General features: G+C 44.6%; 23 protein-coding genes. 18 read left to right on the top strand and 5 right to left on the bottom strand.

Annotation, left to right across the window (positions count from 1 at the left end; all coding sequences use genetic code 11):
- Nucleotides 1–170: 170 nt before the first annotated feature.
- The 11 genes from ord to ACPW7J_RS00775 all read left to right on the top strand — a co-directional run bounded on the left by ord (nucleotide 171) and on the right by ACPW7J_RS00775 (nucleotide 10577).
- Nucleotides 171–1229, top strand: coding sequence for a 2,4-diaminopentanoate dehydrogenase (gene ord / locus ACPW7J_RS00725; protein ID WP_161873982.1), 1059 nt, complete (start codon nucleotides 171–173; stop codon nucleotides 1227–1229).
- Nucleotides 1230–1358: 129 nt separating this feature from the next.
- Nucleotides 1359–1658, top strand: a complete 300-nt coding sequence (gene ortA / locus ACPW7J_RS00730) for a 2-amino-4-oxopentanoate thiolase subunit OrtA (protein ID WP_161873981.1) — start codon at nucleotides 1359–1361, stop codon at nucleotides 1656–1658.
- Complete coding sequence (ortB, locus tag ACPW7J_RS00735; RefSeq protein WP_425755892.1) at nucleotides 1658–3064, top strand: 2-amino-4-oxopentanoate thiolase subunit OrtB; 1407 nt, start codon at nucleotides 1658–1660, stop codon at nucleotides 3062–3064. Before ortA ends, ortB begins: the two co-directional genes overlap by 1 nt.
- Before the next feature lie 24 nt (nucleotides 3065–3088).
- Nucleotides 3089–3451 (top strand): ornithine aminomutase subunit alpha, encoded by a 363-nt coding sequence (locus ACPW7J_RS00740; protein WP_161873979.1) that lies wholly within the window; start codon nucleotides 3089–3091, stop codon nucleotides 3449–3451.
- A gap of 2 nt (nucleotides 3452–3453) precedes the next feature.
- Nucleotides 3454–5670 carry a D-ornithine 4,5-aminomutase subunit OraE gene (gene oraE / locus ACPW7J_RS00745; protein WP_425755894.1) on the top strand — a complete coding sequence of 739 codons (2217 nt, stop codon included), beginning with the start codon at nucleotides 3454–3456 and terminating at the stop codon, nucleotides 5668–5670.
- A 416-nt stretch (nucleotides 5671–6086) separates the two neighbouring features.
- Nucleotides 6087–6260 carry a hypothetical protein gene (locus ACPW7J_RS00750; protein WP_425755896.1) on the top strand — a complete coding sequence of 58 codons (174 nt, stop codon included), beginning with the start codon at nucleotides 6087–6089 and terminating at the stop codon, nucleotides 6258–6260.
- Nucleotides 6261–6516: 256 nt separating this feature from the next.
- A complete protein-coding gene (locus ACPW7J_RS00755) occupies nucleotides 6517–6660 on the top strand; it encodes a hypothetical protein (RefSeq protein ID WP_425755898.1) in 144 nt (47 codons plus the stop codon).
- 22 nt (nucleotides 6661–6682) lie between these two features.
- Nucleotides 6683–7174 (top strand): GNAT family N-acetyltransferase, encoded by a 492-nt coding sequence (locus ACPW7J_RS00760; protein WP_425755900.1) that lies wholly within the window; start codon nucleotides 6683–6685, stop codon nucleotides 7172–7174.
- Between the two features lie 12 nt (nucleotides 7175–7186).
- Complete coding sequence (locus ACPW7J_RS00765; RefSeq protein ID WP_425755902.1) at nucleotides 7187–8926, top strand: GlmL-related ornithine degradation protein; 1740 nt, start codon at nucleotides 7187–7189, stop codon at nucleotides 8924–8926.
- A 43-nt stretch (nucleotides 8927–8969) separates the two neighbouring features.
- A complete protein-coding gene (gene orr / locus ACPW7J_RS00770) occupies nucleotides 8970–10058 on the top strand; it encodes an ornithine racemase Orr (RefSeq protein ID WP_425755904.1) in 1089 nt (362 codons plus the stop codon).
- Between the two features lie 333 nt (nucleotides 10059–10391).
- Nucleotides 10392–10577, top strand: coding sequence for a hypothetical protein (locus ACPW7J_RS00775; protein WP_425755906.1), 186 nt, complete (start codon nucleotides 10392–10394; stop codon nucleotides 10575–10577).
- A 108-nt stretch (nucleotides 10578–10685) separates the two neighbouring features.
- On the opposite strand, the gene ACPW7J_RS00780 is transcribed toward ACPW7J_RS00775, so the two are convergent.
- The 4 genes from ACPW7J_RS00780 to ACPW7J_RS00795 all read right to left on the bottom strand — a co-directional run bounded on the left by ACPW7J_RS00780 (nucleotide 10686) and on the right by ACPW7J_RS00795 (nucleotide 14493).
- Nucleotides 10686–11657, bottom strand: a complete 972-nt coding sequence (locus ACPW7J_RS00780) for a threonine ammonia-lyase (RefSeq protein ID WP_425755908.1) — start codon at nucleotides 11655–11657, stop codon at nucleotides 10686–10688.
- Between the two features lie 3 nt (nucleotides 11658–11660).
- Nucleotides 11661–12935, bottom strand: a complete 1275-nt coding sequence (locus ACPW7J_RS00785; RefSeq protein ID WP_425755910.1) for a Na+/H+ antiporter NhaC family protein — start codon at nucleotides 12933–12935, stop codon at nucleotides 11661–11663.
- Nucleotides 12936–12966: 31 nt separating this feature from the next.
- On the bottom strand, nucleotides 12967–13242 hold the full coding sequence (locus tag ACPW7J_RS00790; RefSeq protein WP_425755912.1) for a hypothetical protein: 276 nt from the start codon (nucleotides 13240–13242) through the stop codon (nucleotides 12967–12969).
- A 102-nt stretch (nucleotides 13243–13344) separates the two neighbouring features.
- Nucleotides 13345–14493 carry a PucR family transcriptional regulator gene (locus tag ACPW7J_RS00795; RefSeq protein ID WP_425755914.1) on the bottom strand — a complete coding sequence of 383 codons (1149 nt, stop codon included), beginning with the start codon at nucleotides 14491–14493 and terminating at the stop codon, nucleotides 13345–13347.
- 238 nt (nucleotides 14494–14731) lie between these two features.
- On the opposite strand from ACPW7J_RS00795, the gene thiS reads away from it, so the two are divergent.
- The 7 genes from thiS to ACPW7J_RS00830 all read left to right on the top strand — a co-directional run bounded on the left by thiS (nucleotide 14732) and on the right by ACPW7J_RS00830 (nucleotide 20368).
- Nucleotides 14732–14926 carry a sulfur carrier protein ThiS gene (gene thiS / locus ACPW7J_RS00800; RefSeq protein WP_425755916.1) on the top strand — a complete coding sequence of 65 codons (195 nt, stop codon included), beginning with the start codon at nucleotides 14732–14734 and terminating at the stop codon, nucleotides 14924–14926.
- Complete coding sequence (gene thiF / locus ACPW7J_RS00805; RefSeq protein ID WP_424960110.1) at nucleotides 14923–15579, top strand: sulfur carrier protein ThiS adenylyltransferase ThiF; 657 nt, start codon at nucleotides 14923–14925, stop codon at nucleotides 15577–15579. Before thiS ends, thiF begins: the two co-directional genes overlap by 4 nt.
- Nucleotides 15580–16362, top strand: a complete 783-nt coding sequence (locus tag ACPW7J_RS00810) for a thiazole synthase (RefSeq protein WP_161873972.1) — start codon at nucleotides 15580–15582, stop codon at nucleotides 16360–16362.
- A gap of 32 nt (nucleotides 16363–16394) precedes the next feature.
- The gene (gene thiH, locus ACPW7J_RS00815) at nucleotides 16395–17648 is read left to right on the top strand and encodes a 2-iminoacetate synthase ThiH (RefSeq protein ID WP_161873971.1); all 1254 of its coding nucleotides are present in this window, start codon (nucleotides 16395–16397) and stop codon (nucleotides 17646–17648) included.
- A complete protein-coding gene (locus ACPW7J_RS00820; RefSeq protein WP_425755918.1) occupies nucleotides 17641–18210 on the top strand; it encodes a thiamine phosphate synthase in 570 nt (189 codons plus the stop codon). The genes thiH and ACPW7J_RS00820 overlap by 8 nt, the downstream gene beginning before the upstream one ends.
- A gap of 188 nt (nucleotides 18211–18398) precedes the next feature.
- The gene (locus ACPW7J_RS00825) at nucleotides 18399–20168 is read left to right on the top strand and encodes a phosphoenolpyruvate carboxykinase (GTP) (RefSeq protein WP_425755920.1); all 1770 of its coding nucleotides are present in this window, start codon (nucleotides 18399–18401) and stop codon (nucleotides 20166–20168) included.
- 17 nt (nucleotides 20169–20185) lie between these two features.
- Complete coding sequence (locus ACPW7J_RS00830; RefSeq protein ID WP_425755922.1) at nucleotides 20186–20368, top strand: hypothetical protein; 183 nt, start codon at nucleotides 20186–20188, stop codon at nucleotides 20366–20368.
- Nucleotides 20369–20453: 85 nt separating this feature from the next.
- Here ACPW7J_RS00830 and ACPW7J_RS00835 read toward each other — a convergent pair whose 3' ends face one another.
- Nucleotides 20454–20939: a hypothetical protein gene (locus ACPW7J_RS00835; RefSeq protein WP_161873962.1), complete on the bottom strand. Its 486-nt coding sequence runs from the start codon at nucleotides 20937–20939 to the stop codon at nucleotides 20454–20456.
- Between the last annotated feature and the right edge of the window lie 155 nt (nucleotides 20940–21094).

Below are 21094 nucleotides of genomic sequence, written 5' to 3' on the forward strand. Positions count from 1 at the left end.
AATCCACTATTTTTTTAACAAAAAAGGACTAAAGCTCGTATTTTGTATACATGGAAAGTGTTGGCACGCTTGTTGCTTTATATTATATATATCGCGAGACGAACTCGCAGTTGTTAAAATCATTTATTAGTTAAAACTAATTTATTATGTAAAAAGGAGAGTAAAAGCAAATGGAAAATGTAAAAGTAATTATCTGGGGACTCGGCGCTATGGGCGGCGGAATGGCAGACATGCTTCTGACAAAGAAGGGTGTTGATATTGTAGGCGTTGCAGGAAGAGGCAAGAAGATCGGCACTTCCATGTACGACTATATCAAGACTGAAAGAGGCGACAGAGAAGACGTTATCATTCAGGCGGCTGAAGACATCATTAAGCCGGGCGCTGCTGATATCGTTCTGCTTTGCACAGACTCTTTCACTAAGAATGCATTCCCAAGACTGAAGTTCATCATGGAACAGGGTATCAACGTAATCACTTCTGCTGAAGAAATGGCTTACCCTGCAGCACAGGAGCCTGAACTGGCTGCTGAATTGGACAAGATCGCAAAAGCAAACGGTGTATCCTGCCTGGGAACTGGTATCAACCCTGGACATATCATGGACCTGTTAGTTCTGGTTATGACTGGATGCATGGTTGACGTAGAGCACATCCTGTCCAGAAGAGTTAACTCCCTGTCACCGTTCGGACCTGCTGTTATGGAAGAACAGGGAATCGGCATCAGCGTAGAAGAATTCGCTGACAGAAAAGCAAACCACACTATGAGCGGTCACGTTGGATTTGCTGAATCCGTAGGCATGATGGCTGAAGGTCTGGGTCTGAAGGTAGAGAAGTTCTCCCAGGATATGAACCCTATTACTACTGATGTTGACAGAAAATCCCCTTATGGATTTGCTGCTGCAGGTTCCTGCGCAGGCGTTGCAATGGAAGCTGACGCTACTTTGGATAACGGTATGGAAATCAGAATGGAGCATCCTCAGCAGATCGAGCCTGAACAGGTTGGCGTTCAGACTGGCGACTACGTTATCATCAAGGGTACTCCTTCCGTTAACATGGTTAACAGCCCAGAAGTTGAAGGCGGACTGGGAACTATCGCTATGTGCGTAAACATGATTCCGCAGGTTATTAACGCTGAGGCTGGTCTGCACACTATGATCACTCTGCCTATTCCAAGAGCTCTGATGGGTGATGTAAGAGACAGAATCAATCCGGATAAGAAGATCGTAAAATAGTTCTTCGGCTGTAAGGTTACAAATAAGAACGAGAGAGTCAGGGCACGCTTAGTAATAAGGGTGCTCTGACAATCTAACCCCTGCGCGGGCATTGTCAGCGGCAGGGTAATTATTGGAGGTAAAATAGAAATGGCTAAGAAAGGCGATTGGGTTCGCATTCATTCTGTTGTATTAAAGGCAGATGAAAGAACCGCTAAAATTCCTGAGGATACCCAGAAATGTGATCTGGAAATGTGGACCAAGGGAGAATTGCAGGAAGATGCAGAAATTGGCGATGTGGTTACTGTTAAGACTGCGTCAAACCGTTTAGAGAAGGGCACTTTGATTGAAGTTGGCCCGTATTATACACACAGCTATGGTACATTTGTCCCTGAGATCATTGAGATCGACAAACAGCTGAGAGAAATCATGTTCGGAGGTGACAAATAATGGCATTGGCAAAAGATTATGATTCCGTAATGGGAAGATCCAACGATATCATGAAAGAAGCGCTGGGTCTGGATTATAACGAATTTGAATCCGGTTCAGTTGCTTTTGATTATGAAGCTCTGATGAAGTCTACCGGATATACTTTAGAAGAGGTTGCAAAGATTCAGGCAAGAACAGCTGTAGGAAATACACCGCTGATCGAGCTGAGAAACCTGACTGCTTTGGCAAGAAAATATGCAAAGCCTGGTTATGGCGCAAGAATTTTTGCTAAGGATGAAGCGGCAAATGCTTCCGGCTCCTTTAAGGCAAGAAGAGCTGCATGCGCAGTTGCTCATGCGAAGAAGTTAGGCTACAAAGGCGTTATCGCGGCGACTTCCGGAAACTATGGAGCAGCAGTTGCCTCTCAGGCGGCAATGCAGGGTCTGGAGTGCATTATCGTGCAGGAATGCTATGACTCGAAAGGCGTTGGACAGCCTGAAATCGTTGAAAAGGCAAGAAAGTGCGAAGCTTACGGCGCTGAAGTTATTCAGCTGACTGTAGGACCTGAATTGTTCTATACTTTCTTATCTGTATTAGAGGATACCGGATATTTTAATGCGTCCCTCTATTCCCCGTTCGGTATTGCCGGCGTTGAAACTTTAGGTTATGAAATTGCTATGCAGTGTCGTGAGATGGTTGGCAAAGATCCGGATATGGTAGTCTGCACCAACGCGGGCGGCGGCATGATGACCGGTACTGCAAGAGGACTTCTCAAAGCAGGCTGCGTAAATACTGAAATGGTTGCTGCATCTATCGACCTGACGGGACTTCACATGGCTTCTGATGAACAGTTCAATAAGAAGTCCTGCACTACTGGACATACTGGGTTTGGCGTACCTTACGCAACTGATCCGGATCACTCTGATGTTCCTCGTTCCGCTGCAAGACCGCTGCGTTACATGGATCGTTATGTAACCGTTAAACAGGGCGATGTTATGTATATTACAGAAGCGCTGGCTAACCTGGAAGGTATCGAAAGAGGTCCGGCAGGAAATACTGCTCTTGCTGCAGCATTCTCCCTGGCACAGGAACTGCCGGAAGATGCTGTATTGGTTATCAGTGAAACTGAATATACCGGTGCAGGCAAGCATATTCAGCCGCAGATGGCTTTTGCCAGAGAAAATGGTATCGATATCAGATTCGGCGATCCGAATAAGGAAGATAAGCCGGGTGAAAACCTGATTCTGCCGGCAAACCCTGGTCTGATCAAGCACGAAGAAGCTGATATTGATCATTTCAGACAGTCTTTAATTAAAAAAGCCTGCAAAAAGGCTGGCGTAACCAATCCAAGTGATGCAGATATCGCATTCCTGGCTGAGGAAACAAAGACTGACGCTGAATTCGTTAAAAAGACTTTAGGACTTTAATTAGAATATTAAGGAGATAAAAGAATGAAAAGAGCAGACGATTTCGAACAGAGAAGACAGCATATTGCAAATCTTTCTGACGAAGAACTTTACAACAGATTCTGGGAATTGACCGCTCAGGTTGTTGATCCGCTTCTTGAACTGGGAAGAAAGAATACAACTCCTTCCGTAGAAAGAGCCGTTTTACTGAGAATGGGCGTTTCCTCCCTGGACACCCAGAAAATCGTAGAAGGTTGTATGGACAGAGGTCTCATGGGACACGGAACTGGACACGTGGTTTACAAAATTTCTAAAGAAAAGGGCATCTCTATCAGAGAGGCTAGTGAAAAGCTCGCCCAAGGTGAATACTGGGACGATGCAGTAGCATTATTCAAGGGAGGTAAATAAAGATGGCAGACATGATTTTGAAACCAAATGAAAAATTAGATGTTAGAAACATCTTGAAAGACCTTGACAAGTATGAACCTAGAAGAAAGGGCTGGGTATGGAGAAAACCTGCGCCTGGTCTGAAGATGGGACCATTCGAGTTTCATGATTGCAGTGAGCCTTTGAAGAACAGCGTAGGACTTCCTCCTGCAAAATACTTTGAAAATATCGACCCGCAGCCACTGCCTGTTATTACAACAGAAATCGCTTCTGGCCGTTTTGAGGACGACATCAGAAGAATGAGAATGGCTGCATGGCACGGCGCTGACCATATCATGGTTATCAGACATATGGGACAGTCCCACATCGATGGCCTGATGGAAGGTACACCGCAGGGTATCGGCGGTATTCCTGTAACTCGTAAACAGGTTAGAGCACAGAGAAAAGCACTGGATATCATCGAAGATGAAGTTGGCCGTCCTATCAATTACCATTCCTACGTTTCCGGCGTAGCAGGTCCTGACGTAGCTGTTATGTTTGCAGAAGAAGGTATTAACGGCGCTCACCAGGATCCACAGTACAACGTACTGTATAGAGATATCAACTGCGTGCGTTCCTTCGTAGACGCTTGCGAATCTAAGAAAATCTTAGCTTGGGCTGGCATTCTGCAGATCGACGGCGCGCACAACGCTAACGCGACTGCAAGAGAAGCATGGAAGGTAATGCCGGAGTTGATTGTACAGCACGCTATTAACTCTCTATTCTCTGAAAAGGTCGGTATTAAGCCTGAAAATATCGCTTTATCCACAGTACCGCCAAGCGCAACTCCAGCGCCTTGTATGTATTTGGATTTGCCTTACGCCGTAGCGCTTCGTGATATCTGCGGCAGATACAAGATGAGAGCACAGCAGAATACGAAATATATCTGCTCATCTGTCAGAGAGGCTACCGTTACACATGTTCTGAATATGTTTATCTCCAAACTGACCAGAGCAGACATTCAGTCCACTATCACACCGGACGAAGGCAGAAACGTACCTTGGCATATCTATAACATGGAAGCTTGTGACAATGCAAAACAGGCGCTCATCGGTATGGATGGTCTGATGGAAATGGTTGAACTTAAGAAAGACGGTCCGTTAAGAGAGATGGTAAGAGAGCTGAAGGAAAGAGCTTGTCTGTTCATGGAAGAAATCATTGAAGTTGGCGGCTATTTCCAGGCAGTAAAAGAAGGCTTCTTCGTAGACTCTGCTAAATATCCGGAAAGAAACGGTGATGGTATCGCCAGAAATCCGGAAGGCGGCGTAGGATATGGTTATATCTTTGAAAGAGAAGAAGACTACATGGCTCCGGTAACTGCTCACTACGGATACAATAATGTGGAACAGTACGGCGGAGATCCTGAGAATCCGTCTGCTTTAATCGGCGGATGTACTTTCGAAGACAGAAGCAAAATCGTATTCATCGATGAATTGGATGAAGATGATTGCGTAGATCGCAGATTAGAAAAAGTTTCTAAGTATCTGGACGGCAAAGCTATTAAGCCTGAAATGGAATGGTGCGGAGACGGTGTTGTTCTGATGACAATGATGATTCCGGCTAATACAAGAACGGCAGAAGCTACTGCTCTTGAAATTGGACGCAAGCTGGGTCTTGAAAATCCTGAAGTTACTTCTAAGGAAGTAATGCAGGAAGCAGAAGGAACTAGAATTGAAATGAAGGGTAAGATCACCTTCGACGTAGATCCTTCTACTTTGGAGATTCCACCTGAACCGCATCACCTGGATGATAAGACTCTGTATGATGAGTTTGAAAATCATCCGATGGTAGTTGTATGCGGTACTGTTGGTGAGGACGAACATTCTGTAGGTCTTCGTGAAATCATCAACATTAAGCATGGTGGTATTGAAAAATGGGGTATTAAGGTAAACTACCTGGGTACTTCCGTACCAGTAGAGAAATTGGTTGATGCTGCTGTTGAATTGAATGCAAATGCAATTCTGGCATCTACTATCATTTCTCACGACAATATTCACTATAAGAATATGAAGAGAATCAACGATCTGGCTGTTGAAAAGGGTATCAGAGATAAGGTAATTATCGCTGCAGGCGGTACACAGGTAATTCCTGATGACGCTGTAAAGACTGGAATCGACGCTGGATTCGGCAGAGATTCCCATGGTATCGACGTTGCTACCTTCTTGGCTGAAGAAGCAAAGAGACGCAGAGGCGAACTGTAGAAGTAAACCTAGAGGGGCGGGCGGATGCCCGCCCCTTGTTTACTAAATGGGTTCTTTTGGCAGCGCGTACCGATACAAGGAAATGGTCTGTTCTCCGGCTTGCAGGGGAAGGTTCTTCTTTCCAGGGCACAGGAAATGCGTCACCCCCGGTTGTGGGAAAATATTAAAAAATGTAAAAAAATGGTTGTATACCAAAAAACCTTGTAGAATGGAGATAGAGATGCTTTGCTATTGCTATTATTCATGATTTAGATCAAGGATTGAGAGAAAGCTTTTGGCGTAAATCCGAAATACTGACAAAGCAGACAAAATAAATAATTTTTGTCAGTTTTGTCAGCCTTTCCACTCCAAACCCTGACTAAAATGACAAAATAAAAGAAAAATGTCAGTTTTGTCAGGGAGGGGGCTAAAAAACTGTGATTACGGGACTGAAATTAAAAGAAATACTGACAGAAATACAAAAAAAGCAGCAATTTGTTAGCAAAGAACTAAAAGCTTGTCCGCCAGGCACATTGCTGCAGACCAAAGAACGCGGCAGGATTGTATATTATCATGATATTTGGATAGAGGCAGAGGTTCAGTATAAATAAACATCCGGAAATGATAGCACAGAAGAAACAGAGGCAGAACGCTGGCAAAATGCGCCCTACGAGCAAAGTGACTATATGCCGGAGAAGAAAATTCATTTGACGTCTAAAGGACTTGCGGTCCGGTCAAAATCGGAATTGCTTCTTGCGGAAAAGTTTTATGAGTTCAAAGTGCCGTGTCGCTATGAGCAAGTGTTGAAGATTAGGCGGTAAAATCTTTTACTGGGAACACTGTGGGCTGACTGGAAATCCGACTTATATGAAGAAACATAAATGGAAGATGGACGTATATGAATCAGCCGGTATCGTTCCCTGGAAAAACCTGATTGTCTCTTATGATAACGAGCAGGGAACTGTAGATCTTCCGGTGATTGAAAGCGGAATTAGAAACAAATTGCTGTAGCAGAATGGAAAGGAGCAAAAAGATGTTAACTTATCGATTATGCCAGCCGGCCGATTGTCAAATCTGGATCAAATTGAATAGAGACTTTATGGTTTACGAAATTGCAGACGATGACCTTTGGGGAGGAACAGATCAAGTTAGTGATGAGGTCTTTGCCAATACATTTGCAGAAGCGCTGGAGACGCCGGAACTGATTCATCTTCTGCTCTTTGAGGAGGATGGCGTACCAGTAGGTTTTGCCAATTTGATGACCATTTTCAGCGTGTGGACTTATGGGATTGCCATGTATCTGGATGATCTGTTTATCAGCGAGGAACACCGGGGCAAAGGCTATGGGAAACAAGCGCTCATATACATAGAAGAATTCGCGCGAAAACTGGGATGCAGACGGATGCAGTTTCATTCCGACGCGAGCAACCCGAATGCGAAAGAATTTTATCAGGCGGTAGGTTATCAGCCGGCAGAAATGTATTTTTATGTGAAGTATTTTGAGAAAATAGAAGGGGATAGATAAAGGAGGATATCAATGAAAGTAGATGTATTAGTAGCGGAGATCGGATCGACAACGACAGTTGTAAATGCGTTTAAGGATTTGGATACAGAAAACCCTGTATTTTGGGCGCAGGGTCAGGCGCCGACTTCCGTCATGGACGGGGATGTGCGCATTGGACTACAAGGCGCTATCGATGACCTTTGTAGAAAAATGGAAATAGACAGTCTGGAGTATGATGAAATGCTGGCGACTTCTTCCGCTGCCGGCGGACTGAAAATGACCGTACATGGGCTGGTTTACGATATGACAGCCAAGGCTGCCAAGGAAGCTGCTTTGGGAGCTGGCGGTATTATCCATTATGTTACCGCGGGTAAGCTAAGAAGAACGGATCTTGCTAAAATTAAGGAAGTCAATCCGAATTTGATTCTGATTGCAGGCGGCGTAGATTACGGTGAAAGGGAAACCGCCATCGACAATGCGGAAAAAATCCGTGCGATGGGCTTAAATACACCGATTATTTATGCCGGCAACATCGAAAATCAGGAGGAAATGAAACTGATTTTTGACGAGGAGAGCGGACAGAAGCTCTATAACGTAGAAAACGTGTATCCAAAAATCGATGATCTTAATGTAGAACCTTGCAGAAAGGTGATTCAGGATGCTTTTGAGGAACATATTACTAACGCGCCGGGCATGGAGCATGTGCGTGATATGGTCAGTGGTCCGATTATTCCAACCCCGGGGGCGGTCATGGAATGTACCAAACTATTGTACGACTGCTTGGGCGATTTGATTGTATTGGATGTAGGAGGCGCTACCACAGACCTTCATTCTGTTGCCACGGAATCCGATAAGATTGCTCGCATCATGGTTGCGCCGGAACCGAAAGCAAAGCGTACCGTAGAGGGCGACCTGGGTGTTTATGTAAACCGAATGAAAGTCATCGAGTCCATTGGAGAAGAAAAGCTGCGCAAGGAATGTGAAAAAATGGAAATTGACTTGGATAAAACACTGGAAACCTATGTAGCAATTCCAAAGACAGAAGCGGAATTCAAACTGGTTGAACGGCTAACCAAAGAAGCCGTGCTAAAAGCCGTAGAACGTCATGCCGGTATCATCAGGTACATCTATGGTCCATCCGGCAGAAGCACCGTAGCAGAGGGTAAGGATTTGACGCCGGTAAAATACATTGTCGGCACGGGAGGCGCTTTGACAAGACTGCCTCACCGCGTGGAGATTATGCAGGAAATCGCAAAGCATAATGAAACCGGCATGATGCTGTTTCCAACCGAGCACGCACGGATTCTAGTGGATAACGATTATATTATGGCTTCTTTGGGAGTTTTGTCTAAGAAACATAGAGCGGCAGCGATTCGTCTGTTAGAAAAGAGCTTGGACTTCAAATTCCCTGAGAAAAAGGAGCAGGATTTTACCGCAGTCAGCAAAGCTATGGCGGATGTGAACCGTGAAGCAGAGGAAGCAAAGCAGCGGGATGAGGAATATCGGAAACACATTGAGGAATGTGAGGCTATGGGTTACGATATGACTGCCTTCAAAGAAGAAGAAAAGATCGGCGGCGCCAGCGAAGAAGAACTGAAAGCGGCGCGTGACGCCGCCCTTGCGCAGTCTGATGAAAAGTCGGCAATGCGAGGCGGACAGGGCGTCAAGGGTAAATGGGCTGCCAAGACCGAAAGCGGCGGACAGTACATGGGGGACTGCACCCATGACTGTAAACACTGCACCAGAAGAAACTGCCCGAACCGGGTAGAATAATATAATATAACGCTTAGGTATCGAACGGGAAAGGAGAACCGAAATGTACCCAAAATTACAAATTAACCTGAAGAAATTAGAAGACAACTTAAACGCCTGCGCAGTGATCACCAAAGACCGCGGCGGCTGTTCCCTGATGATTGTAACCAAGGGACTTTGCGCTGACAAGGAGATGGTAAAATTGGTAGTAGAAAATCCTAATGTAGACTTTGTTGCAGATTCTCGCATTAAGAACATCGCAACGTTTGCAGATCTGGCGCGCGAAAACGGCAAGAAAACGGTTTTGCTGCGGATTCCGATGCATTGCGAAGTGGCAGAGGTTGTAAAGTATGTGGATTTGTCTTTTAACTCCGAACTTTCTACGATCAGACTGCTCAATGAAGAGGCTGCAAAAGCCGGTAAAGTCCATGACATTTTACTGATGATCGATTTGGGTGATTTGAGAGAAGGGATTTTCTTCCAGAATGAAGATTTGATTTACGAAGCCGTAGAGGAAATTTTGAAGATGGATCATATCAATTTGTACGGAATTGGCGTGAACCTGACCTGTTACGGCGCAGTGATTCCGAAGAACGATACCTTAACCCAGCTGGTTGAGATTGCAGAAAAGCTGGAAGCGAAATATGATATCAATTTGGAAATGGTTTCCGGTGGAAACTCCAGTTCCATTTATTTGATCGACGAAGGGGAATTGCCGGAAGGTATCAACAACCTGCGTCTGGGCGAATCTTTCCTGCTTGGTAATGACACTGCATATGGTGCGAAACTGCCGGGGACAGTCAGCGATGCCTTGATTTTGCAGACGCAGATCATCGAGTTGAAAGAAAAACCATCTTTACCGATTGGAGAAGTGGGGGTAGACGCTTTCGGTGAAAAGCCTTATTATGAAGACAGAGGCATTATGAAACGCGCCATCATTGGCATCGGCAAACAGGATACGGACCTAGGCAGCATGACGCCGCTGGATTCTCAGATCGAAATCATGGGCGGCAGCTCCGACCACATCATTTTGGACGTAACTCATACAGACAGAGAATACAAAGTCGGCGATATTGTAGAATTCGAACTGGGCTACAGCGGCATGTTAAAGACATCTACTAGTCCATATGTAGAAAAGGAATATATACGGTAATTGATAAGGACAGGAAGGAGACATTCCTGTCCTTTTTTCGAAAATTCTTGATTTTTTCTCAGCATGAGTTTATACTAAAAATATAAATAAAATAGTTTCAAAATATATAATTATTAAAGATTTACAATATGAATGTCGGCAAACAGCTTGAAACACTGATTTTCAAGAGACGAAAGATAGAAATGATGCCTATGAAAAAGTTTATTAGTATGGCGCTGATAGTAGCTATGGTTTTGGGAGTGGGAACAATGATTCATATAGTGCGCAGGTTGAAATGGCTTATGAGATGTTCAAAAAAATCGGACAGAAATAAATGAACCGGAGGGACATATTATGAGAAACAAAAGAGTCAAACAGGGATTACATATTTTTAATATTCTTGCGACAGCATTTTGCACAATTATAAATTTTTACCTTTTCACCGTTACTTTTGACGCCTTATATGTGGTTGCAGTAGTTGTTTTCGTTTTAGCCTGTAAAAAAAGCATTAAGGGATTGCGGGAAGCTGGCAAGGAATAATGTACAATCTGCGTAAAAAAGCATGGGCATTTGTTTCACCCATGCTTTTTGTGTATAGTTTGAGGCCATCAACAAAGCGATAGCATTTTATTATTCTAAGGTCGAAATTCAGGCTTCATTTAATATTCGCATCATGAGATCTTCATCAATGTTGCCGCCGCTCAAAATGAGAGCGACATTTTTACCGCCGATGCGTTCCGGGTAGTCCATTACGGCAGCGACAGTGATAGCGCCTGCACCTTCTACGACGATCTTTTCTTTTTGAATCAGATGTCTTACAGCGCGGCGAATCGAAGTTTCTTTGATCGAAATAATATCGGTCAGATATGCGGGCAGCATGGCGTATACCAATTCCCCTACGCCGCCGACCAGACCGTCGCAAATGGTGTCTCCTGTAATTGGAAAGGCATCATACCATTTTTTATCCTCGATGGAGCGAATCATAGCGGGGCATGCGTCTGTCTGCACGCCGATGATGCGGATAGACGGATTGATCTGTTTGGCAGCGACGGCAACGCCAGTACTCAATGAACCACCGCCGATCGGCAAGACAATTGTATCGATGTCAGGGTTTTGCTTTAGGATTTCCAGCCCCACAGTTCCCTGACCGGCATAGACGAAAGGATCTTTGTCATATGAATCGATGTAGACCATTTTCTTATCTTCAATATAGCGTAGACCCAGGTGGTGTGCTTCGTCATAGTTTTTACCTAACTTGATGACTGTTCCGCCGAATTTTTTAATTTTGTCAACCTTCGGCTGCGGACAGATCTCCGGTACGATAATGATTGTATTTTGGATTCCCAGAAGGCTTGCCCCATAGCTGACAGCCGCACCGTGATTACCGGAAGAAATGGTGGCTACGCCCCTTGTTTTTTCCTCTGCAGTAAGCTGCAGCATTCTGTTGAGTGCACCGCGAAGTTTAAAGGCTTTTACCTTCTTTTGCTGACATTCCAGCTTCAGGAAATACCGTCTGCTGTTATCGCTCAGATAAAGGGACTCTTCGAGCGGTGTCTGATAAACAAGTTCTTTGATATTTTCGTATGCGTTAGACACGTCTTGTGCAGTAAACTGATTCATATTTTAAATCTCCTTTGCCTGCGATGATAAAACTTTTGGATCTGTGGATTTTCCGACGAACCGTACAATCAAAAGGATGATGGCAGCGCCGGCGATCAAAGGCAGCAGTGCGCTTATGCCTGTGAATCCAATCAATAAATAGCTCAGTAATGCAATGCCGGCAGGAACCAGTGCGTACGGAATCTGCGTTTTGACATGGGTAATGACATCGCATCCCGAAGTAGCAGAAGATAAAATAGAGGAATCAGAAATCGGAGAAGTCTGATCGCCAAAAGTACTTCCTGACAGAACTGCCGCAATGGTCGCAATGACAAGATGAGAGTTGGTCGGATCCTGCACAAATGCGGCAACCAGAGGAATCTCGATCGGAAATACGATTGGCATGGTTCCCCAAGAAGTGCCGGAACAGAACGATATGATACAGGAAATTAAGAAAATGCACGCAGGGAAAATGGCAACGGAAACGCCGTCCGAAACGATACTGATTAAATAATCAGCAGTGTGCAAATCTGTAATCACTTTGCCAAGGGCCCAGGCGATGACAATGACAATGCCTGTTTCACATAATCCAAAGAATCCGCTGAGCCAGGTTTGGTATACTTTTTTCACAGGGATTTTTACGAATACTTTGGCGATAATAGTCGCAACCAGCGTTGCCAGCATTGCTGCCCAAACAATTGGCGGCATTGGGTCTGCTTCACCGATACAATCTCTGAAACCGGACAGTGTGAACGGATCGACGTCACTGCCCAGGCTTTTTGCGCCGCTGTACCAAATGCCAAAGAAAATTGTAAGAACCATGGTCAGAATTGGGACCAGGGCATACCAAACTTTGCCGTTTTTGCCAATTTCAATGTCACTTGCTGCTTCTGCTGCAGGTTTTTTGGCGGCTGTAGATGGGGTTCCCAGTCTTGCAGCGCGTTCTGCGTGATACATTGGACCAAAGTCGCGCATCATCAGCGCAACAGCGAAAGAAATTACAATGGCCATAATATTATAGAACATATAAGGAATATTTTTGACGATCATCATAAATCCGTTGACATTTTCATATCCCATATTGTTGAAAGCGTCAGTGACAAGACCGATTTCAAACCCAATCCACGTGGTCATGATCGCGATGCCAGAGACAATACCTGCTGTAGTATGTACGATGTAAGTCAACTTTTCTCTTGAAACGCGCAGCCTATCGCATAGGGGCTGCATGGTCGGCCCTACAATCAGGATGTTTGCGTAGTCATCGAAAAATACCAGACAGCCGACCAAAGAAGTAATCACCTGTGCGCCGCGGGAAGACTTTACTTTCTTACTAAACGATGCTGGTGCCTCCGGTCAGATTCAGAATCGAGACCATACCGGCGATGGTCAGGGTAAAAATGAGAATAGATGCGTGACTGGCATCGGTGATTGCGCCGGTCACATAAGTTGCAAATGTGTCCATAAATGCGGTTATTATGTTGCCGTTATCTATGACCAGGGCGCCGACAAAGACGCCGGTCAGCAGGGAGATGACAACCTGCCGCGTTCCGATTGCAAGCCCAATGGCTATCACAGCCGGAAGTAAACTGATGATTCCATAGTCCATCTGAAATACCTCCTTCATAAAAGTAGTTGCTTTTATTATAGTGGTCATATGGAATGGCAGGCTTAAAACTTTCACAAAACAGGAAGAAGCTTTTTGTATATCTTACAAAAGTGTCAGATGATGCGCTTTCATGGCAGTGGACAGACATTCATAGAATTCAAAATCGGTCAAGTCTTCCATATCCGTCATTTCGCGTATTTTGTTCAGGCGGTAGCGAACCGTATTCAGGTGACACTCACACAGTGTAGAAGCAGCAGTCATATCACCGCCGCTGAGAATGAATGCTTCTGCAGTTTCCCGTAAAATTTTTTTGTCTGCAATAACGCTGTAGATTTCTTCATAGAAATTTTTCAAATCTGTACTTTCCAGAAGGGGAATCAGATAACGGTAAGTCCCGATTTTGCTGTACTCTCTGAAATTTCTTCCGGAAGCTTTGCTGGCGATATAAGTGTGATAACTTTCGCGAATACAGTGGTCGAATGCCTCATGGGAAAGGTGTACGCGACTTAGGTAAAGATTGATTTTCTCAATTTGAATCGGGCAGGTTTCGAGCAAATGATGTGCCATGATTTGAAATTGCTGCGCATCGTCAAATGTGCCGGTCATGATCAGAAAAATCCCATTGCCGTACTTCGCCATAATCGCTTTTGTGTGCATGTGTTTGTTAGAATAGGCGCATTGTAAGATTCGGCTGATATCCATATTTTCGCTGGAGGTGATGAAAACTGCCATGGCGTATCGTTTTAATGTCAGGGAAATGCCGCGTGTAATTTTCTGCAGTTCATAGTTCGAGATGCGGTTTTGTATCATACAGAGCAGATTGTCTTCGGATAACAATTGATTGTCATCTTTTGACACGGCTTCTGCAATCCGAAAGATGAAATCTTCAGAATGAATGTCTTTATCGTATGCAAAAATCGGAAAATTATTTTCGTTTGCAAAGGCAATTGCTTCTGACGGCAATTCCTGAAACAAAACTTTTTTAAACGCCAGTCCTGAAACTCCGCTGTGGACAATTCTTTTTAATGCATGAAGAATTTTCTCAGGATGACCCTGTGCAAAAATCAGACTGGAGATAACGAAACAATTTGGTTCAAAATCATCATCCATGGTGTAATTGAACTCATCTAAAAATTCATAATCGACAATACCGACAGAATAAATATCTCTTTCAAGGCCATTTTTCCCTGCAACCAGGGAGATTTTATCTTTTTCTGCTAAACCTGGAATTTCTTTAACTTTCAGCGCCATAGTCCCTCCTGACGAGTTTTTTAAATTCATATTCCGACATTGTGATAAACCTGTATCACATTAAGCATAGCATAAAATAATGGTGATTTCTATCTACTTTATGTGTTTTTGAATTGACTTTCCTGTAAATGTAAAGTAAAATAAAAAAAGAGTGTTGGCTTTAGCCGCACGAAGGGGCACACCACCGCGGGTGTGAACTTTCGTGCGGTTTTTTTGTTTAACAGAAAAGGAGAAAGCTATGGTAAGAATTAACGGAGCTGATGTCAGCGCAGAGGGTATAAGTCTGGGGGCATATCTGGATAAGGAGGGATTTTCGCAAACACGGATTGCCGTAGAACGAAACGGTGAAATCGTGCCGAAGACAAAATACGAGGAAATCATACTTGCAGAAGGAGATAAAATTGAAATTGTAAGCTTTGTTGGAGGCGGATGATGAGACAGAAATACAGGAGGATGCCGGCGCAAAAAGAAATTAGAGAATGCCTGGAGCTGCGCCACGGTAGAGAAATACAGAGGAAATTGGCCAATGCGAGGGTCGCTGTCTGCGGTCTTGGAGGACTGGGTTCGGCTATAGCGATCGCATTGGCCAGGACAGGCGTAGGGCATCTTCACCTGATTGATTTTGATCGGGTTGATTTGTCCAATTTGAATCGGCAGCAGTATGCGGTAGAGCAGCTGGGCATGCCGAAGACCGACGCCATGGCAGAGGAAATCCGGCGCTTCAGTCCGTATGCAGAATTGAAATTGGATTTTGTCAAATTGGCGGAAGAAAATATTGAAGAACTGTTGAAAGAAGACAGCTACATTTGTGAGGCATTCGACCAGCCCGAAGAAAAAGCGATGCTGACTAACACCGTATTGACCCAGATGCCAGATAAATTTCTGATAGGCGCTTCTGGCATGGCAGGGTATGGTCAAAGCAATATGATTAAAACCCGTCCAATTACCGGTAGATATTATCTGTGTGGCGACGGAGTATCAGAGATTAGCGAAACGTGCGCCTTAATGGCGCCTCGAGTGATGATTTGCGCGGCGCACCAGGCTAATATGGTAATAAGGTTGATTTTAGGAAAGGAAGAAATATAAATGGAAAAAACAGCGTTAAGGGATGTGTTTACTTTAGGTGGAAAGGCGTTTTCATCCCGTTTTATTCTGGGATCAGGGAAGTATTCTATGGAACTGATCAGAGCCGCAGTAGAACAGGCTGGTGCAGAGATAATTACCCTGGCGGTAAGAAGAACGAATACGAAAGAAAGCGAAAATATTTTGGACTATATCCCGGAGGACGTCACTCTACTGCCAAATACCAGCGGGGCCAGAAACGCGGAGGAGGCAATTCGTATCGCCAGAATGTCCAGAGAGCTGGGCTGCGGAGACTTTGTTAAAATTGAAATCATGCGAGACAGCAAGTACCTGTTACCAGATAATCAGGAAACGGTGCGCGCTACGGAAATTTTAGCGAAGGAGGGCTTTGTGGTTTTACCGTATATGTATCCTGATTTATATACTGCCAGAGATCTGGCTAACGCCGGCGCTTCGGCAGTCATGCCACTAGCCGCGCCGATCGGGTCGAATAAGGGACTTGCGACGAAGGAATTTTTACAGATTCTTATAGACGAGGTTGATTTACCGGTAATTGTAGACGCAGGTATCGGCAGACCTTCTCAGGCTTGTGAGGTTATGGAGATGGGAGCAGCGGCAGTTATGGCTAATACAGCGATTGCAACAGCGGGCGATATCCCAGCGATGGCTTTGGCCTTCCGAAGGGCTATAGAAGCAGGCCGCAGCGCATATCTGGCAGGTCTGGGCAGAGTGCTGGAAAGAGGCGCGTCGGCGTCAGATCCGCTGACTGGATTTTTAAGAGACTAAATGGTACATATAGAATGAATGGGAGATAAAAAATGGGAGAAAATCAATTCCTTATCGATTCAGAAAAGCTGAGCGCAGCGGATCTCCGGATAAAGCGCCGCATTGAGAATGATCGCTCTGCAAGAGCCGATCATATGACATATATGGAGGGCATGGAACAGATTCAATCAGATATCATGGAAAAGGTTCTCCGACAAATGGATGCCTATCATTATGAGCATTATACAGCAGAAGACGTTAAGCGCGCCTTAGCAAAAGACACTTGCGGAATAGAGGAGTTTAAGGCGCTTCTAAGCCCTGCGGCAGAGCCGTTTTTAGAACAGATGGCAGAAAGAGCAAAGATAGAAACCAGTAAGCATTTCGGCAATACGGTTTACCTGTTTACCCCCATCTATATCGCTAATTTTTGCGAAAACTACTGCGTTTATTGCGGATTTAACTGTTATAACGATATCCGCAGAAAAAAGCTGAATTACGAAGAAATAGAAAACGAAATGAGGGTTATCGCAGATTCAGGAATGGAAGAAATACTGATTCTTACAGGAGAGAGCCGTAAAGCCAGCAGTGTGGAATACATCGGCGAGGCTGTAAAGATTGCTCGGAAGTATTTTCGCAATATTGGTATTGAAATTTATCCCGTCAATGTAGATGAATACAGATATCTGCACCAGTGCGGCGTGGACTACGTTACCGTATTTCAGGAGACTTACAATGCGGATAAGTACGAGAAGCTTCATCTTATGGGGCATAAGAGAGTTTTTCCATATCGATTTGAAGCACAGGAACGAGCGTTGATGGGCGGCGTACGCGGCGTGGCATTTTCGGCGCTGCTGGGGCTGTGGGATTTTCGTAAGGATGCTCTGGCAACAGCTCTCCATGCCTATTATTTGCAGCGAAAGTATCCTCATGCGGAGATATCTCTTTCCTGTCCGAGACTGCGTCCTATTGTGAATAACAATAAAATTAATCCGCTGGATGTAGGAGAACGTCAGCTATGTCAGATTCTGTGCGCGTATCGCATTTTTTTGCCATACGTGGGAATCACTGTGTCAACCAGAGAGGAAAAGCATTTTCGCGATGGAATCGTTAAAATCGCCGCGACGAAAATTTCTGCAGGCGTCTCTACCGGAATAGGTGATCATGAGAGCAAATACGAAGGAAAAAAAGCGGCGGATACAGGCGACGAACAGTTTGAAATTGCCGATGAAAGGAGTTTTGATCAGGTTTATCAGGCCATCACGGACGAGGGCCTGCAGCCGGTAATCAATGATTATGTCTATGTGTAAACGGATTTGCGTTACAAATCGTCATTTGGTTCGCGGAGATTTTTCGCAGCAAATTGAAAAGATCCTCATGCTGCCTGTAGATAGACGGCCCGACGCTCTTATTGTGAGAGAAAAGGACCTGTCTTTGCAGGATTATCAAAGGGTATCAGTCAGGATTTTGTCTCTATGCAAGCAGTACGGCGTGCGCTGCCTTTTTAACGGGCGCTATGATTCAGCAAGACGCTGCGGCGCGGATGGTGTTCAGCTTTCTTTTTCCACATATATGGATGTTCCTATGGATAACCTGGCGGATATTTCTCTGGTTGGCGTATCTGTTCACAGCCGGGAGGAAGCGGAAATTGTGGCCAAACGTGGGGCGGATTTTCTTATCTACGGCCATATTTTTGCAACTGCTTGCAAACCGGGATTGCCGCCGCGCGGGCTGGCGTCTCTCCGTCAGATCTGTAGAACTGTTCATGTTCCCGTCTTCGCCATAGGAGGGATTACAGAAGACAATATGGCTGATTGTGCGCAGGCCGGCGCGACGGGGGTGTGCATGATGAGCGAGTACATGCGGCTTTAAAATTTAAAGAAAAATGGGTTAATTTTGTCGATTTTGAAAGCGTATGTGGCAAAGATTTACGTGACAAACGCTGTAAAGTAGTATAAAATTAAGTTTGTATAAACTGAATGGACTGCTTCCGCCGAAGCGGCCTTGCTTTCCAACAGGAGAGAGCACATGTTATAAACAGGAGAAAAGGAGAAAAATTTATGACAGAGGTTAAAAACCAGCTTGTATTAGACTGGGTAAAAGAAATGGCGGAATTAACTAAGCCAGACGAGGTAGTCTGGATTGATGGAAGCGAAGAACAGCTAGAAGAGATCAAGAAGCTCTCTCTTGCGACAGGAGAAATGATTGAGTTGAATCAGGAAAAGCTTCCTGGTTGTCTCTATTATCGTACTAATCCGAAGGATGTGGCGAGAGACGAAAAAAGAACGGTTATCTGTACTCGCAGAAAAGAGGATGCGGGCCCGACCAATAACTGGGTAGAGCCAAAAGAAATGTATGACAAAATGGGCAAACTCTTTGACGGCGCTATGAAGGGAAGAACAATGTATGCTATCCCATTTTCTATGGGCGTGCCGGGAACAGAATTTGCCAAGATTGGTATCGAGTTGACAGATTCCATCTATGTTGTTTTGAGTATGGCTATTATGACTCGTGTTGGAGACGTTGTCATAGAGGAACTCAATCAGGGCGCGGACTTTACGAAGTGCCTGCATTCCAAAGCAACAATCAATGAACAGGAAAAGTATATCGCTCACTTCCCAGAGGATAATACGATTTGGTCCATCAACTCCGCATATGGTGGAAACGTATTGCTCGGAAAGAAGTGTCTCGCGTTGAGAATCGGTTCCTACCTGGGAAAACAGGAGGGCTGGATGGCAGAACATATGCTGATTTTGAAGATAGAAAATAAGGAGGGAGAGGCCAAATATGTTTGCGGCGCGTTTCCAAGCGCTTGCGGCAAGACCAATTTGGCAATGCTCACACCACCAGACTATTTCAAAGAAAAGGGATATAAAATATCTACAATCGGCGACGATATCGCATGGCTTAGAATCGGAGAAGACGGTAGACTTTACGCAGTTAATCCAGAGAACGGATTCTTTGGCGTAGCGCCGGGAACAAACGAGAAATCAAATCCGAACGCGCTTCGGACAACACATAAAGGAACAATCTTTACTAACGTGGCCAGAAATCTGGACGATAATACGGTATGGTGGGAGAAATTAGATAAGAACCCGCCTGAAAATGGTGAGGATTGGCTGGGAAATCCTTGGAACGGGAAAACTTCCGAAGAAAAGGGAGCACATCCGAATTCAAGATTCACAGCGCCTGCAGAGAATTGCCCGACCATCGCGGACGAATTCTTTACAGGTCAGGGCGTTCCTATTTCTGCTATTATCTTTGGCGGAAGAAGAGCAAAGGCAGAGCCTCTGGTTTATCAGGCAAAGAGCTGGGATCACGGTGTGTTTATCGGTTCTGCAATGGCTTCTGAGACTACAGCGGCTGCCAATGGACAGGTCGGCGTAGTTAGACACGATCCAATGGCAATGCTGCCGTTCTGTGGATATAATATGGCAGAATACTTCCAGCACTGGATTGATATGGGAAAGAAGATGAGCAATCCGCCGCAGATTTTCCATGTAAACTGGTTCAGAACTGATGAAAATGACGAGTTCATGTGGCCGGGCTTTGGAGATAATCTTCGTGTCATCCTGTGGATGCTTAATCGTTGCGAGGGCAGTGTAGGCGCAGTGGAGACACCGTTGGGATTTGAGCCGAAAGCAGAAGATATAGACGTTCATGGATTGGATATTTCCCCGGAAACACTGGAAAAGCTTCTTCGTGTGGATGCAGAAGCATGGAAAGATGAGATCGAAGGTATTCAGACGTTCTATGATAAGTTTGAATGGTTACCAAAAGAGATTACCAACAGCTTTGACCAGTTAAAAGCAGAGATTAGTGAGCTGTAATAGTTAAAGCTACAATAATGTTCTATATTGCCGATATTCTCAATGAGAAGCTGAAGCAAGAGCAGATAAATGTAACTGTCATCGAGCCTATGGTCAATGCGATGAAGTTTTTAGAGACCATGGTTATGCTGAAATATGACAATTCTGTTTCTGTGAATCCCGATATCAGATCAGCAGAAATTTCCTGTATTAAGCGATAGAGCAACAGAAATAGAATAAAGATATATAAAGATCCCGGGAGGTGTTGACTAGCAAGCTCGTCCCGGGTTTTAAATTTGTCTCTTTTCAGCGCCCCTGACGCTCTAAGATCATAAGACCTTTATCTGTCAAAGAAAGACCGTATTTACCATGACGAGAAGAAAGCAGCCCCTGCTCCGTTAACTGAGGGATCAAAGTTCTCAGCCGGTATTCAGAAATTTGACAGCCGTTATCTCTGAGATACCAATACAGCCGGTTACGGCTGGCGATTTCATTGCGCTGGTTTAGCTGATGGACAGAAGATAAAATGACAGCTGAAAGACGGGTGATTTCTGTAACCTCCTCGGCCTTTGCCTTTAGTCGGGTTTCCGTCTCACTTTCTGAAAGTACAGTGAACGGTTTAGCATTTTCCGGAATTTCGTCTTCGCCGGCAAGGCATACTGTAATTTCCGTTAGGAGCTGCACGGGAAAACATTTACGCAGCTGTTCTTGCAGCATAGCTTTTGTTTCATAGCTTTGACAAATAAAAGCCAGAGCGTTTTTTTCTTCATTCTGCATTTTAGTGCATTCCATCCTTTCTTCCCTAATAGCTACCTTAAGTATATCATGAGTTAATGCGTGTTACAATTTTTAAATTTTTCACCCCGACAAAATTTAAATTCTTAATCCGATTACTGTAAAAAATTTTCTTTTTCATAAAAGGGGTACAGGAGATTGCAATTCTTTTC

Origin of the sequence: Ihubacter sp. rT4E-8 (assembly GCF_049852125.1) — a bacterium.
Lineage (GTDB): Bacteria > Bacillota > Clostridia > Peptostreptococcales > Anaerovoracaceae > Senimuribacter.